15 protein-coding genes are annotated in these 13842 nt (G+C 61.9%); 5 read left to right on the top strand and 10 right to left on the bottom strand.

Annotated elements, in window-relative coordinates; all coding sequences use genetic code 11:
* The first annotated feature begins 51 nt into the window (after window positions 1-51).
* Both MPC4_RS05030 and MPC4_RS05025 read left to right on the top strand, forming a co-directional pair.
* Window positions 52-1167 (top strand): RuBisCO large subunit C-terminal-like domain-containing protein, encoded by a 1116-nt coding sequence (locus MPC4_RS05030; protein WP_174511559.1) that lies wholly within the window; start codon window positions 52-54, stop codon window positions 1165-1167.
* Between the two features lie 294 nt (window positions 1168-1461).
* Window positions 1462-1950 carry a cupin domain-containing protein gene (locus tag MPC4_RS05025; RefSeq protein WP_174511558.1) on the top strand — a complete coding sequence of 163 codons (489 nt, stop codon included), beginning with the start codon at window positions 1462-1464 and terminating at the stop codon, window positions 1948-1950.
* A gap of 53 nt (window positions 1951-2003) precedes the next feature.
* Here MPC4_RS05025 and MPC4_RS05020 read toward each other — a convergent pair whose 3' ends face one another.
* The 6 genes from MPC4_RS05020 to coxB form a co-directional block, all read right to left on the bottom strand.
* Window positions 2004-2870: a cytochrome c oxidase subunit 3 gene (locus MPC4_RS05020; protein ID WP_134486593.1), complete on the bottom strand. Its 867-nt coding sequence runs from the start codon at window positions 2868-2870 to the stop codon at window positions 2004-2006.
* 180 nt (window positions 2871-3050) lie between these two features.
* Window positions 3051-3662 (bottom strand): cytochrome c oxidase assembly protein, encoded by a 612-nt coding sequence (locus MPC4_RS05015; protein ID WP_174511557.1) that lies wholly within the window; start codon window positions 3660-3662, stop codon window positions 3051-3053.
* Window positions 3663-3672: 10 nt separating this feature from the next.
* A complete protein-coding gene (locus tag MPC4_RS05010) occupies window positions 3673-3840 on the bottom strand; it encodes a hypothetical protein (protein ID WP_174511556.1) in 168 nt (55 codons plus the stop codon).
* A 4-nt stretch (window positions 3841-3844) separates the two neighbouring features.
* Window positions 3845-4795 carry a heme o synthase gene (locus MPC4_RS05005; RefSeq protein WP_174511555.1) on the bottom strand — a complete coding sequence of 317 codons (951 nt, stop codon included), beginning with the start codon at window positions 4793-4795 and terminating at the stop codon, window positions 3845-3847.
* A gap of 212 nt (window positions 4796-5007) precedes the next feature.
* Entirely contained in the window at window positions 5008-6672 is a 1665-nt protein-coding gene (ctaD, locus tag MPC4_RS05000; protein WP_174511554.1) for a cytochrome c oxidase subunit I, read from the bottom strand.
* 36 nt (window positions 6673-6708) lie between these two features.
* The gene (coxB, locus tag MPC4_RS04995) at window positions 6709-7599 is read right to left on the bottom strand and encodes a cytochrome c oxidase subunit II (RefSeq protein WP_134486605.1); all 891 of its coding nucleotides are present in this window, start codon (window positions 7597-7599) and stop codon (window positions 6709-6711) included.
* A gap of 343 nt (window positions 7600-7942) precedes the next feature.
* On the opposite strand from coxB, the gene MPC4_RS04990 reads away from it, so the two are divergent.
* Window positions 7943-8509: an invasion associated locus B family protein gene (locus MPC4_RS04990; protein WP_244628852.1), complete on the top strand. Its 567-nt coding sequence runs from the start codon at window positions 7943-7945 to the stop codon at window positions 8507-8509.
* Window positions 8510-8770: 261 nt separating this feature from the next.
* On the opposite strand, the gene MPC4_RS04985 is transcribed toward MPC4_RS04990, so the two are convergent.
* On the bottom strand, window positions 8771-9724 hold the full coding sequence (locus tag MPC4_RS04985) for an N-formylglutamate amidohydrolase (protein ID WP_174511553.1): 954 nt from the start codon (window positions 9722-9724) through the stop codon (window positions 8771-8773).
* A 278-nt stretch (window positions 9725-10002) separates the two neighbouring features.
* On the opposite strand from MPC4_RS04985, the gene cpdR reads away from it, so the two are divergent.
* On the top strand, window positions 10003-10401 hold the full coding sequence (gene cpdR / locus MPC4_RS04980) for a cell cycle two-component system response regulator CpdR (RefSeq protein WP_174511552.1): 399 nt from the start codon (window positions 10003-10005) through the stop codon (window positions 10399-10401).
* 92 nt (window positions 10402-10493) lie between these two features.
* Complete coding sequence (locus tag MPC4_RS04975; protein WP_174511605.1) at window positions 10494-11672, top strand: lytic murein transglycosylase; 1179 nt, start codon at window positions 10494-10496, stop codon at window positions 11670-11672.
* 33 nt (window positions 11673-11705) lie between these two features.
* Here the strand turns inward: MPC4_RS04975 and MPC4_RS04970 are convergent, their stop codons facing one another.
* From MPC4_RS04970 to MPC4_RS04960, 3 genes are read right to left on the bottom strand one after another with little or no spacing between them, the layout of a single operon-like run.
* The gene (locus tag MPC4_RS04970) at window positions 11706-12314 is read right to left on the bottom strand and encodes a TPM domain-containing protein (RefSeq protein WP_174511551.1); all 609 of its coding nucleotides are present in this window, start codon (window positions 12312-12314) and stop codon (window positions 11706-11708) included.
* On the bottom strand, window positions 12314-13267 hold the full coding sequence (locus MPC4_RS04965) for a TPM domain-containing protein (RefSeq protein WP_342343610.1): 954 nt from the start codon (window positions 13265-13267) through the stop codon (window positions 12314-12316). The genes MPC4_RS04970 and MPC4_RS04965 overlap by 1 nt, the downstream gene beginning before the upstream one ends.
* Window positions 13264-13818 carry a LemA family protein gene (locus MPC4_RS04960; RefSeq protein ID WP_244628858.1) on the bottom strand — a complete coding sequence of 185 codons (555 nt, stop codon included), beginning with the start codon at window positions 13816-13818 and terminating at the stop codon, window positions 13264-13266. Before MPC4_RS04960 ends, MPC4_RS04965 begins: the two co-directional genes overlap by 4 nt.
* Window positions 13819-13842: the final 24 nt, after the last annotated feature.

Below are 13842 nucleotides of genomic sequence, written 5' to 3'. Positions count from 1 at the left end.
TGATCGGCGCCTCGAATCGGCCGTTGTGACCGTGAGACGAGGAAAACGCCCATGACTTCGAGACTGACGGTTGTTTATGGCGTTCGCGCCAGCGCCTCGGAGATCAAGGCGCGCGCGCAGGCAATCGCCGTCGAGCAGAGCGTCGAGATGCCGCTTTCGGCCATTCACGACGGTTCGATCTTATCGGACATTGTCGGACAGGTTAGGGCGATTGACGATCGCGGCAATGGCGCGTTCGACGTCACCATTGATCTCGCGGCCGCGACGATCGGCTCCGACGCCGGTCAGCTTATCAATATGCTGTTCGGCAACACTTCTCTGCACGATGACGTCGTGCTTTCCAGCGCGATCCTTCCGAGTGAGATGCTGAGCGCGTTTGGAGGTCCCTCGCATGGGCTGTCGGGGCTTCGCGAGCGCGTTGGCGCAAAGGGGAGGGCGATGACATGCTCCGCCCTGAAGCCGCAAGGGCTCGGCGCGGAGGATCTCGGAAAGCTCGCCTTTGAACTGACGATGGGCGGTCTCGACTTCATCAAGGATGATCATGGGCTCGCTGACCAATCCTATAGCCCTTTCGTTGACCGTGTCCGCGTCTGCGCCGCGGCGGTTCGCAAGGCGAGCGAGCGCACAGGCCATCCGACGCGCTACGCGCCGAGCCTCTCGGGGTCTTACACCGACATGGAGCGCCAGCTCGGGCTCGCGCGGGAAGAGGGGCTCGATGTCGCGCTGATCGCGCCGATGCTCGCCGGCCCGTCGAACTTCAGCGCCTTACGCCGCAATCATCCCGACTTTGCATTTTTGGCCCATCCCACGATGACAGGCGCGCGTGTCTCGCCGGTCTTGTTCGCGCAGCTTTTCCGTTTGTTTGGCGCCGACGCGTCGATCTTTCCAAATTATGGCGGGCGGTTCGGCTATTCGCTCCTGACGTGCAAGGCGATTGCCGCGGGACTTCTTGGGAGCTTCGGCGGTCTCGCGGCAAGCGTTCCCGCGCCGGCGGGAGGCATGAGCCTCGACCGCACGCCGGAGCTGCTCGATTGCTATGGCGAAGACGTTATGTTGCTGATTGGCGGGGGCCTGCTCAGCGCGCCGCGTGAGCGCCTCGCGGCGGAGGCCGGACGCTTCGTTCGCGCGGTCGCGGATCATTGCTACCCGCGCCTCTCGACGCCATGAGCTGATGAGCAATTCTCCTTCCATTCGAACGATATCTTTGCGTTCAAGGCCAGGAACTGCCCCCCGATCTCCCTGAAACAGATTTTCGAGAAGATCGCGAAACCGCGGATCAGAGTTTTCCGGGCGCTTCAACAAAACGCGGTAAGATGCCGAACTCAGTTGACGCATCGCCTCCTGTGGTTCGAGCGGAGCGGCATGCGTCGAGGTGAAGACGCGCCGAGTTCGATAGTGACTGGGCAAAGCTGAAGGGTTCCTTATTGAACGAGGAACTCCACGTTACCGGAGGGCCGTCGAATGCCGTCGAATTCCGAGGGACGATCAATTAGCGACCACAAACCCGAGCCGACTTTGCGCCGGTCATTGGAGGGGTTTCGCTGGGAAGGCGTCTCCCATCGCCCCTACAAGGAGGCGGAAAGCGCGCCATTCAAGGCGATCTCCCGCCAGACTTTGTTCTCCGATCCCCGTCTTTTGGGCGAACTGCGCTACTTCGAGATCGAGCCTGGCGGTTTCTCGACGCTTGAGCGGCACGAGCACATGCACGCGGTCATGGTGCTGCGCGGAGAAGGCGCATGTCTCGTCGCCGGGACGATCCGGACGCTGCGTCAGCATGATCTCGTCACCATCGCGCCCTGGACCTGGCATCAGTTCCGCGCGGGCGACAAGGAGCGGCTTGGCTTTCTCTGCCTCGTGAACGCCGAGCGCGATCGCCCGCAACTTCCGAGCGACGAGGATCTCGAAGCGCTGACGGCGAACCCTGAGATCGCAGCGTTTCTTCGTCGATGACGCAAGAAAAAGGCGCCTGGACAGGCGCCTTTTTCACGATCGCTCGCGAAGCCCTATTTCATGGCCTCGATCGGCGCCCCCCACGATCCCCAAACGTAAATGCACGAGAAAAGGAACAGCCAGATCACGTCCACGAAATGCCAGTACCAGGCGGCAAATTCAAAGCCGAGGTGGTGATCGAGCGAGAGTTGGCCGATCAAGGCGCGCAACAGGCACACAGCCAGAAAAATCGTGCCGACAATGACGTGGAAGCCATGAAATCCGGTTGCCATGAAGAAGGTCGAGCCGAAGATCGATCCTTTGAAGGCAAAGGGCGCATGAATATATTCATAGGCCTGCACGGTCGTGAACAGGACGCCGAGCAGAATGGTAAGCACGAGGCCGGCCTTCAGGCCCTTGCGATCACCGGTCAAAAGGGCGTGATGGGCCCAGGTCACCGTCGTTCCTGAGGTCAGGAGGATGAGCGTGTTGAGCAGCGGCAAATGCCACGGATCGATCGCCTCGATGCCCTTCGGCGGCCAGACGCCGCCGGTGGCCTGAACGCGAGCATATTCGATCGCCTCGTTCGGAAAGAGGCTCGAGTTGAAGAAGGCCCAGAACCACGCGACGAAGAACATGACCTCGGAGGCAATGAACAAAATCATGCCGTAGCGAAGGCCAATCTGCACGACATGGGTGTGGTAGCCGACGTTCGATTCCTTGATGACGTCGATCCACCAGGAGGCGGCGATGAAAAGCAGGGCTATCACGCCGACGCCAAAGATGAGGCCTTCGGGCTTGAACGCGCCGACCGAAAGATGCTTCATCCAGATTATGCCGCCGACCGCCATGACGAACAGGGCAATCGACGCCAGGACGGGCCAGGGGCTTGGATCGACCAGGTGATAATCGTGGTTCGGTTTGGCGTGGGCGTCCGACATCAGCTTTGACCCTCTTCCCGCTCTGAAGGCTCATCGAGCCTTATATTGATCACAACCGCGGCGCGCGGCTTCTCAACTATTCGCTGGCGCTTCCGCCCGTTTTTCACGCCGTTCGTTTGCGCGGCGCATTCCATCGCCTCTGCCAAGTTTAGACGCCTTGGTCAAGAGATCCCGAGGGGCTCAAAGCGGCTTTCCCGCTTCGCCCGATTTTCCATCGCCGATGACCACGGCTTTCTCCGGCTTCGCGGCGAAAAACGTGTAGGACAGCGTCACCACATCGACGTCCGTCATGCTGTTGTCCTGCTCAAGCGCCGGATCGAGAAAGAAGACAACCGGCATCTCCACCGTTTCATGCGCGTCGAGCTTTTGTTCATTGAAGCAGAAGCAGCTGATCTTGTCGAAATATGCGCCCGCGCTCGTCGGCCCAACATTATACATGGCCTGTGCGGAAAGGGCATGATCGGACAGATTGGTGACTTTGAAGTAGACCGTTGCGGTCTTGCCGGTACGCAGCTTGATCTGCGGCGTTTCCGGCTCGAAAGTCCAGTCGAGCCCTGGCGCGACATTGGCGTCGAAACGGACGATCAGATCGCGCTTTCCTTGATGGGCCGGCGCAACTTCCGCGACCTGTGTCGTGCCGCCGTAACCTGTCGAGGCGCAGAACATACGGTAGAGCGGCACAGCTGCGAATGAGAGCGCCAGCATGCCGAAGCTCGCGGCCACCGCGATTCCGGCGATGAGCCCTTTGCGATCCGCCTTCGATGGTCCGGCCGGCTCAGGGGAAACATTCATGGCGCGCGCCTCAAAGAGGACGAACGAGCACGGCGGGGCCGAGCTTGGCGATCGTCACGACATAGACGAGCGCAACGAATAATGCGATCGCGACGCCGATCGCCACATTGCGCTGGCGCCGGCTCTTTTCCTGCTCCGGCGTGAGCCGGACGCCTTCTGGCTTATTATGGATCGTCATAGAGTCACCATGACAGAGGAGCCGCAATCTGCATCATCGCAAGAGTGCGCTCGCCGACGATTTCGGCGAAAAGCAGAAACAGATAAATAATCGAGAAGGCGAACATCCGCATGGCGAACCGGTTGGCCTGATCGCCGTCGCGCACCAGGTAGACGCGGGCGGCGTGGAACAGCATGAGGACGCCGAGCACGAAGGCGAGAAGCCCATAGACGGGCGAGGCGAAGCCGATGAGCCACGGCGCGAGGCCAAGCGGGGCGAGAATGAAGGCGTAAAGCAGGATGTCGCGCCGGGTGCGGTCCGCCCCCTTCACATTGGGCAGCATCGGAATGCCGGCGCGAGCGAAATCATCCGCCTTGACCAAAGCAAGCGCCCAGAAATGCGGCGGCGTCCAGACAAAGATGATGGCGAACAGCGTGAGGCTCGCAAGGCTAACGTGGCCGGTCACGGCGAGATAGCCGACCATTGGAGGAAAAGCCCCCGCGGCGCCGCCGATGACGATGTTTTGTGGCGTCGAGCGCTTCAGCCACATTGTGTAGATGACGACATAGAAAAAGATCGTAAAGGCCAGCAGCGCCGCCGCGAGCCAGTTGGCGACGAAGCCGAGCGTCAGGACCGAAAGGACGGTGAGGATCGCGCCAAAGCTGAAGGCGCTTTCCTTCGTCACTCTGCCCGCTGGAATCGGCCGCTTTTTGGTCCGCCGCATCACGGCGTCGATATCGGCGTCATACCACATATTGAGCGCGCCAGACGCCCCGGCGCCAACGGCGATGGCGAGAAGCGAGGCGAAGGCGATAATGGGATTAACATGCGTCGGCGCGATCAACATGCCTGTCAGGGCGGTGAAGATCACGAGCGACATGACGCGCGGCTTCAGTAAGGCGATGTAATCGCCGGGAGTGGCGATCGAAACCGCGAGGTCCTGCGCGCCGTTGCCGGTCTCGCTGATGAAACTCATGTGTCGGACTGCTTCAACGTTGGAGTTGACGACATATTCCGGCGCCCTCCGGCAAAAGCCCTGGCGTTGCGGCGAAGAAGTCAGGAATGACGCGCCGATCGATCTAAAAGGGGTGGTCGATGGGCGTAGGCCGAAGGCCGAAGGCGTCTTGATTCTCTCGAAAGTCCTTTTGTCTTCCGAAATTTTCAACGACGCCCTCGCTTAAAGGCCGCTCAGTGATCCGAGCTCACAATCCGGGGCAAGGTCTCGAACGTATGGAACGGCGGCGGAGAGGACAAGGTCCATTCGAGCGTGGTCGCGCCGACGCCCCAGGGATTGTCGCCTGCGAGGCGCTTCCTGGCGAAGGCGTCATAGACAACATAGAGGAACAGGATGACGCCGGCGAAGGAGAGGTAGGAGCCGAAGGACGAAACCCGGTTCCATAGCGCGTAGGCGTCGGGATAATCGATATAGCGGCGCGGCATGCCGGCGAGGCCGAGGAAATGCTGCGGGAAGAAAGTGAGGTTGACGCCGACGAACATCAGCCAGAAATGCGCGTTGGCGAGGGTTTCGTTGTAGAGGTAGCCCGACATTTTCGGGAACCAGTAGTAGAAGCCCGCAAAGAGCGCGAACACCGCCCCGAGAGACAGAACGTAGTGGAAATGCGCCACGACGTAATAGGTCTCGTGGAAAGCGCGGTCGATGCCGGCGTTCGCGAGGACAACGCCCGTGACGCCGCCGATGGTGAACAGCAGGATGAAGCCGGCGGCCCAGATCATCGGCGTCCGGAAGCTGATCGAGCCGCCCCACATCGTTGCGATCCAGGAAAAGATCTTAACGCCGGTCGGCACCGCGATGACCATCGTCGCAAAGACAAAATAACGCTGCGTGTCGAGCGACATGCCAACCGTGAACATGTGGTGCGCCCACACGACGAAGCCGACGACGCCGATCGCGACCATGGCGTAGGCCATGCCGAGATAGCCGAAGATCGGCTTGCGCGAGAACGTCGAGACAATGTGGCTGATGATGCCGAAGCCGGGCAGAATCAGAATGTAGACTTCGGGGTGGCCGAAAAACCAGAAGAGATGCTGGAACAGCAGCGGATCGCCGCCGCCTGACGGATCAAAGAACGTCGTGCCGAAATTGCGGTCCGTCAGCAGCATGGTGATGGCGCCCGCGAGCACCGGCAGCGACAATAAAAGCAGGAAGGCGGTGACGAGGACAGACCAGGCGAACAGCGGCATCTTATGCAGGGTCATGCCCGGCGCCCGCATGTTGAAGATGGTCGTGATGAAATTGATCGCGCCGAGGATCGAAGACATGCCGGCGAGATGCAGCGACAGGATCAGGAAGTCCATCGCCGGCCCCGGATGGCCGACATTGCTCGACAGCGGCGGATACATGACCCAGCCGCCGCCAAAGCCCAGCATGCCGGGCGCGCCTTCCATGAACATTGAGGTGACGCCGAGAGCGAAGGACGCGGGCAGCAGCCAGAACGAGATATTGTTCATGCGCGGGAAGGCCATGTCCGGCGCGCCGATCATGATCGGCACGAACCAGTTGCCGAAGCCGCCGATGAGCGAAGGCATGACCATGAAAAAGATCATGATGATGCCGTGCATCGTGATCGTCACATTATACATGTTCTTCGCCACGTCGATCGCCGTGTCGGGCGTCGCGCCTTCGAGAGCGATGGCGAGATGATTGAAGACCTGGATGCCGGGCTCTTGCAGCTCCATGCGCATCAGGACAGATAGAAAGCCGCCGATGACGCCGGCGATGATCCCGAAGATGAGATACATCGTTCCGATGTCTTTGTGATTGGTCGAATAGAGGTAGCGGCGCCAACCGGTCGGATGGCCGTGCTCTTCATGGATTGTCGTGCTGGTCGCCAACGGGAGTCTCCCTAGATTGCTGTTTTATTGTCGCGCCTAGCGCAGCTCGGCCGCTGGCGCGTTCGTATTGGCCAATTGTATCGAATGAGGCGCGTTCGAAGCAAATTTTTTGGCCGCCGAGGCGAGCCAGGCCGTATATTGCTCGGGGCTTACGACGCGGAAGGCGATCGGCATGAAAGCATGATCCTTGCCGCAGAGCTTGGAGCATTGGCCGTAGTAAACGCCTTCGCGCTCGGCCTTGAACCAGGTCTCGTTCATGCGGCCCGGAACCGCGTCGATGCGAACGCCGAAAGACGGAATCGTGAACGAATGAATGACGTCCGCGCCGGTGACCAGCACATGCACCACCTTGCCGACGGGCACGACGGCCTCATTGTCGACGGAGAGCTGGCGGATATCGCCGGGCTTTAGATCTGATTCGGGGATGAGATAGGAGTCGAAGGAAAAGCCGCCGCCCTGATCTTTCGGATAATCATAGGTCCAGTACCACTGCTTGCCCGTCACCTTGACGGTGATGTCGGCCGGGGGAACGACCAATTGATGCGTGAGCAGCCGGAAAGACGGGATTGCTATGATGACCAGGATCATCACCGGCAGCACGGTCCAGGCGACTTCAAGCGTCGAATTGTGTGTCGTCTGCGCCGCGACCGGATTGTTCTTCTCGTTGAAGCGGATCAGGACGTAGGCGAGCAGGGCGAGGACGAAAAGCGTAATGCCGACGATGATCGGCAGCAGCACCCAATTATGGAAGAAGTGCATCTCATGGGCGATAGGGGTGACGGCTTCCTCGAAGGTGATCTGGCCCGGGCGCGGAAAGCCATCGGCGTAGGCCGAGCCTGCCGCGAGGGTCGCCAAGGAGAAAGCGGAGGGAAACAAGCCCGAGCGAAGGGTTTGAAACAGACGGGCTGCAGTGCTGGCAAATCTCATAAAGGTCGAAGCTCCGGTTGCACGGCTGACCCTCCGCGCCTACCATTTCCCATTCAGCTCGTCCAGAGCCGCTGACAAAGGGTGGGGAGAATAGTTCAAAACCACAAAGTTTCCTTGAGCGCAATCAACCCGGCCGCGCCAGCCTTGCGGCATAAGCGCGCGATCGCTTCCCCGGCGCTCCGCCGTCTGGCGCAAACGCCTCGCAAAACGCGGCGGCCAGGGCGAAGCCGGCAAATCCGTCCTACTTTACTTGACAGCCCGACGCGATTTGCTAGGCAGCAGGTCGGCGCGTGATGATGTTGAAAAAATGGATCAAGCGCGCGAGTCGAGTTCCGGAGAAAACATGGCTGACGCCGTTGAACATCATCGCAAGCATGTCTTCGCGCGTTCTCTCCGGACGCCCTCGCGCAGCGGGGTCTGGATCGTTGGCGCCGCCCTGTGCGCCGCCGTGATTTTGGCCGCGGGCAGCGGGGCTCGGGCGCAAGGCGTCGTCAAATCCAAGAATGGCGACTGGGAAACGCGTTGCGAGACCCCGCCCGGCGCCTCCAAAGAACAATGCGCGCTGCTGCAAAGCGTCGCCGCCGAGGACAAGCCGAACATTAATCTCGTCGTGATCGTGCTGAAGACGGCGGATGGGAAAAGCCGGCTCCTGCGCGTCATCGCTCCGCTCGGCGTGCTGCTGCCGTCGGGCCTCGGGCTGAAAATTGACAATGTCGACGTCGGCCGCGCGGGCTTCGTGCGCTGTCTGCCGACGGGATGCGTCGCCGAAGTCGTCATGGAACAGAAACTGATCGACCAGATGAAGAGCGGCGCCAACGCGACCTTCATCATTTTCCAGACGCCGGAAGAAGGCATCGGCATCCCGCTGGCCCTCGCGGGCTTCCGCGAAGGTTTCGACGCATTGCCCTAAAGACGGATTTCGTCCAGCCTCTGACTGCGTCTTTCATCAAAAGTCAAAGCATGATGTCGCCGGGAAACCGTCGCCGCTTTCCGACGGCGTGCTGCAAAGCGCGGCCGCTTCCTGACGATCCCTTCGGCTGTCGCGAGGGTTGTCGCATTTTCTGAAAGCCGGCCGACGGTCGTGGCGACTGAAGGGGGCGATCGCGTCGTCCACGAAAAGGCGTCCTTTGGCGACTCGCTGGCGGGAACGGGCCGGCGCCAAACCGAGCGGCTATTCGGCGGCGTCCCGCAGCACGACAAGGCGCGAGGCGACCGTCTCGGCGAGCGCGGCCGCGACCCGCGTCATGGCGGCGCGCACCTCCTCGAAGCGCTCCGACCGGACCACATTGTGTTCATCCATGTAGAGACCGCGGCTGACCTCGATCTGAAGCGCGTGGCGATTGGCGGCGGGCGCGCCGTAATTCTCCGTGATGTAGCCGCCGGCATAGGGCTTGTTGCGGGCGACGCTGAAGCCCTGACTGCGCAATTCCGCCTCGACGACGTCGACAAGAACCGTCGCGCAGCTGGCGCCATGCCGATCGCCAAGCACGAAATCGGCTTTCTGTTTGGGGGCGCCCGCCATCGCTTCGCGGCCGTGGCTCGAAAACAATCCGCCGGCGGGACTCACGGCGGAGGGCATCGAGTGGCAATCGACCAGCACGGCCAGTCCAAAATTCAGCTGCGCGCGGTCGATCAGTGCGCTGAGGCGGGCATGATATGGCTTGTGCAGCTTGTCGATGCGCCGCAGTCCTTCTTCCAGCGGCAGCCGTCCGGCGTAGATCTCTTGCGCCTGGCCGACGACGCGCGGAATTGTGCCGAGCCCGCCTGCGACCCGGATCGAGCGCGTATTGGCGAAGGCCGGCAGCCGTCCTTCGAACATGCGCGGATCGAGCTCATAGGGCTCGCGGTTGAGGTCAAGATAGGTGCGCGGAAAAAGCGCTCGGATCATCGGCGCGCCAAGCGCCACGCAGCCGTTGAACAAGGCGTCGACGAAAGCGTCTTCGGAGCGCCGTAACTGCAGCGAATTCAGCCGCGTGCGCTGAAGAAAGCGCCGCGGATAGACATCGCCCGAATGGGGTGAGGAAAACACCAGCGCGGAGGTCAGCGCCTGCGGTTCGCTCACCTCAAAGCCTGGATCAAGCTCCGGTTCGATGTCGCCGCGTTGGCCCGGGGGCTCGGAAATCATCAATCGTCCTCAAGGGAGCCGAAGCTTTGGGAAATCCTAAAGGGAGCTAATTTGCCAAGGACGCGGCTCGCTGTCCACATCTATCCGCGATCGCAGCGATTGGCCGGCGCTGATCGTTGAAAACGCAGCGGCGGTTTGACCGGCAGGACAAATTTGTCACGTGCTTTCGGAAAACATCCGCGATGGGCCGCAAACACGCCTGGCCGCGTTTGCGGCCTCAGATTTTCATGGGATTTTTACCTAATGCGCCTTTGCTTGGCCGGCATTGCGAGGCTCCCATGAATGACATGAATTTCCCGACACAATCAAAAATCCAGCTTGGCAAGATCCTGCTCGCCGAAGACGACAGCGACATGCGCCGCTTTCTGGGCAAGGCTCTGCAGAACGCCGGTTACTCCGTCGCTTCCTTCGACAACGGACTTTCGGCGTATGGGCGGCTGCGCGAAGAACCGTTCGAGCTGCTTCTGACCGATATTGTCATGCCCGAGATGGACGGCATCGAACTCGCCCGGCGGGCGACGGAGCTCGATCCCGACATAAAGGTGATGTTCATCACCGGCTTCGCCGCCGTCGCGCTCAACCCGGACAATAATGCGCCGCCGCAGGCGAAGATCCTGTCGAAGCCTTTCCATCTCAAGGATCTCGTCAACGAGGTGCAAAGGCTGCTCGCGGCGTGAGGCGATTTCCGTTTGCCGCGCGTGCTGCTATGCTTCCCCGCATGACGTCAGCAAACGCTCCTGATCGCGCGGCGCGGCGCCGGGTTCCGTTCATGGCGCTTTGCGTCGCTTTCGGCGCGATGAACACGGCCGGCGCGTTTCCGGCCGGGGCCGCATCGTTCCAGGAGTGTCTCGCGGCGCTTCGCCCTTCCATCCTCGCGAGCGGCGTCAGCGCGGCGACCTTCGATAAGGCGACAAGCGCGCTTCAGCCCAATCCCGACGTTTTTGTGCTGGCGCAGGCGCAGCCCGAGTTCAAGACGCCCATCTGGGACTATCTCGCCGGCCTCGTCGACGAGGAGAGGGTGAACGACGGGCGCGCGATGATGCAGCGGTGGGCGCAGGCGCTGGCGACGGCGCAGGCAAAATTCGGCGTCGACGGAGCGACGATCGCGGCCGTCTGGGGCGTCGAATCCGATTTCGGCCGCAGTTTCGGGACGCGGCCAATCATACAGTCCCTCGCGACGCTTTCATGCGGCAGCTTCCGGCAGGCCTACTTCCGGACCGAATTCACGGCTGCTCTCAAAATTCTCGATCATGGCGACATAGCGCCAGAGCAATTCGTCGGGTCGTGGGCGGGAGCGTTCGGCCAAACGCAGTTCATGCCCTCGACCTTTTTGCGCACGGCGGTCGATCTCGACGGCGACGGGCGCAAGGACCTCATCAACTCCGTGCCGGACGCCCTCGGCTCGACCGCCGCCTATCTGCGCAAGGGCGGCTGGACGCCGGGCGTCGAATGGGGTTTCGAAGTGCGGCTGCCCCAGCGTTACGCGGGTCCCTCCGGGCGGACCCGCAAAGAGCCGATGGCGGCCTGGGCTGCGCGCGGAATCGTCCGGATCGACGGCTCGCGGCTCGATGGCGGCCCCAACGCAGGCCTGCTGCTGCCAGCTGGCCCGAACGGGCCGGCCTTCCTCGTGACGCGTAACTTTGATGCGATCTATTCATACAATGCCGCGGAGTCTTACGCGCTCGCGATCGCGCTCCTGTCTGACCGGCTTCGCGGGCGCCGAGGGCTTGCGACGCCCTGGCCAACCAACGACCCCGGCCTCTCGCGGGCCGATCGGCGTGAGCTGCAATCGCTTCTCATGCGGCGCGGCTATGACCTCGACGGCAAGGCGGACGGCGTCATCGGGACCAAGACCAAGCAGGCGATCAGCGATTTCCAGGCGAAGGCCGGACTGCCGCCGGATGGCCGCGCCAGCGTTTCCGTGCTCGCCGCCGCGCGGGGCCGGTGAGATTGTGAGACTGACGCCGCGCCGTCACCAGACCTAAATCACATAGATCTTGTCGGTCAGTTCGTCCTTGCCGCCGCCCGGCGGAAAATGCTGGTTCAGCACCGCGCCGCATTGCTCGACTGCGGACACGAATCCCGTCGCGAGATCGCCTGCGCGAATCTGGGCGAGCAGGGCGTCGACCGCGCCCTGCCACACGGACCGGTCGACCTTTGACGCAATGCCGTCGTCGGCGACGATGCGGACGTAATGCTCGGCGAGCGACACGAAGATCAGCACTCCGGCGCGGTTCGTCTTGCGTGTCATGCCTCTGATCATGAACTGCTCCATCGCGGCGCGATGCGCCTGCTCGCGGCGCACGCGGCCCGGCACGAGCTGATGTCCGAGGCCGGACGACGAAAAAACGAGATAGAGCGCGGTGAAAATGAAAACTTGAACCAGCAGGATTTGCTGCACTGAAAGTTGTGTCATGGCGATGAGGGGCCAGGGGGCGGCGAGCGCGATCAGCGCCGACCAGGCGACCGCATAGGTCATGTAGTCCGACGAAGCGCGCGAGAGAACGCAGACGATCTCTCCAGCGGTTCGCGATTCGGCCGCGGTGATGGCGGCGTTGATGCGATTCTGGTCTTCGGTCGAAAGGATCATCACCAACTCCCTGAAGCGCCGCCGCCGCCAGACGATCCGCCGCCGCCGGAAAAGCCGCCGCCGCCCCAATCGTCAGAGCCGCCGCGTCCGCCTCCGCGGCCAGAATTCGCCAGCATGCCGAGGATGAAGGACAGAAGATTGCTCCAAAAGAAATCGCGATCGTTCCGCGGCCGCTCCTGGCCTTCGCCGTAGCCGTCGCCGCGCTGCGTGCCCCAGCGCGGATCGCCGCCCGTCGAGACGCTGGCCATCCCGCCCTGCCGGGGCGCGCGAAACAGCAGCAGCACGACAATGACGAACAGCGCGAGGACGAGCCACGGCGTCAGCGAATCGCTGCGCGAATCGTGGCGGTCGAGACGCAGGTCAGGACGCTTTTGCCACTCCGAGGCGTCCGTCGTGAGCACGGTTATGACATCATCGACGCCGCGCTCGACGCCGCCGCCGAAATCGCCGGTCTTGAATCGCGGCGCCATCGCGTTGGAGATGATGATTTTCGACAAGGCGTCGGTGAGCGTCCCCTCGAGGCCGTATCCGACCTCAATGCGCACCTTGTGCTGTTTTGGCGCGATGAGCATCAAGACGCCGTTATTCTTGTCCTTTTCGCCAAGCTTCCATTCGCGAAAGAGGGCGTTGGCGTAAGGCTCGATTTCGTCGCCATCGAGCGAATTCACCGTGGCGACGACCAATTGGATGCCGGATTTGGTCTCCAACGTTTCGAGCTTGGTCTCGATCGCGGCCTTCGTCGCGGCCGGGATGACATTGGCCGCGTCGACGACGCGCCCCGTGAGCGGCGGAAAATCATAGGCGAAAGCAAAGCCGGCGCAGAACAAAACGGCGAGGCATAGAAAAGCTGCTGCGATCCGCCGCGAAAGAGCGAGGCGGCGCGGAGCCGGAGCGGATGCGGCGAGGAGGCCGCCCCCGCGATCAGTCCAGAGCGGGAAAAGGCCGACGCTCAAAATTTCACTTGGGGCGCGGTCTGCGCCGCATCATTCGCGGTGAAGCTGGCGAGCGGCTGTTTGCCGGCGAAAACCGTCTTGGCCCAAAGGATCGTCGGAAAGGTTTGCAGGGCCGTATTATAAACGCGCGCGGCTTCAATGTAGTCGCGCCGTGCGACGGCGATGCGGTTTTCCGTGCCTTCGAGCTGCGACTGCAGCGCCAGGAAGTTCTGGTTCGATTTCAGATCCGGATAATTCTCGCTGACCGCCAGGAGCCGCCCGAGCGCGCCCGACAATTGGCCTTGAGCCTCCTGGAATTGTTGCAGTTTCACGGGATCGGTCAGCTGCGAGGCGTCGATGTTGATCGAGGTCGCCTTCGCTCTTGCCTCAGTGACGGCGGTGAGCGTGTCTTTTTCCTGCTTGGCGTAGCCCTGGACCGTGGCGACGAGATTGGGAATGAGGTCGGCGCGCCTTTGATACTGGTTCTGCACGTCCGCCCATTTTGCTTTCGCCTGCTCTTCGAGCGTGGGGATGGTATTGTAGCCGCATCCCGAAAGGCCCAGCCCGAGCATGAGGACGGCGATGACCGACAACAG

This window comes from Methylocella tundrae (genome assembly GCF_901905185.1).
In the GTDB taxonomy this organism is placed as follows: Bacteria; Pseudomonadota; Alphaproteobacteria; order Rhizobiales; family Beijerinckiaceae; genus Methylocapsa; species Methylocapsa tundrae.
Note: the sequence above shows the minus strand (reverse complement) of the source record. Positions and strands in the feature narration are given on the sequence as shown.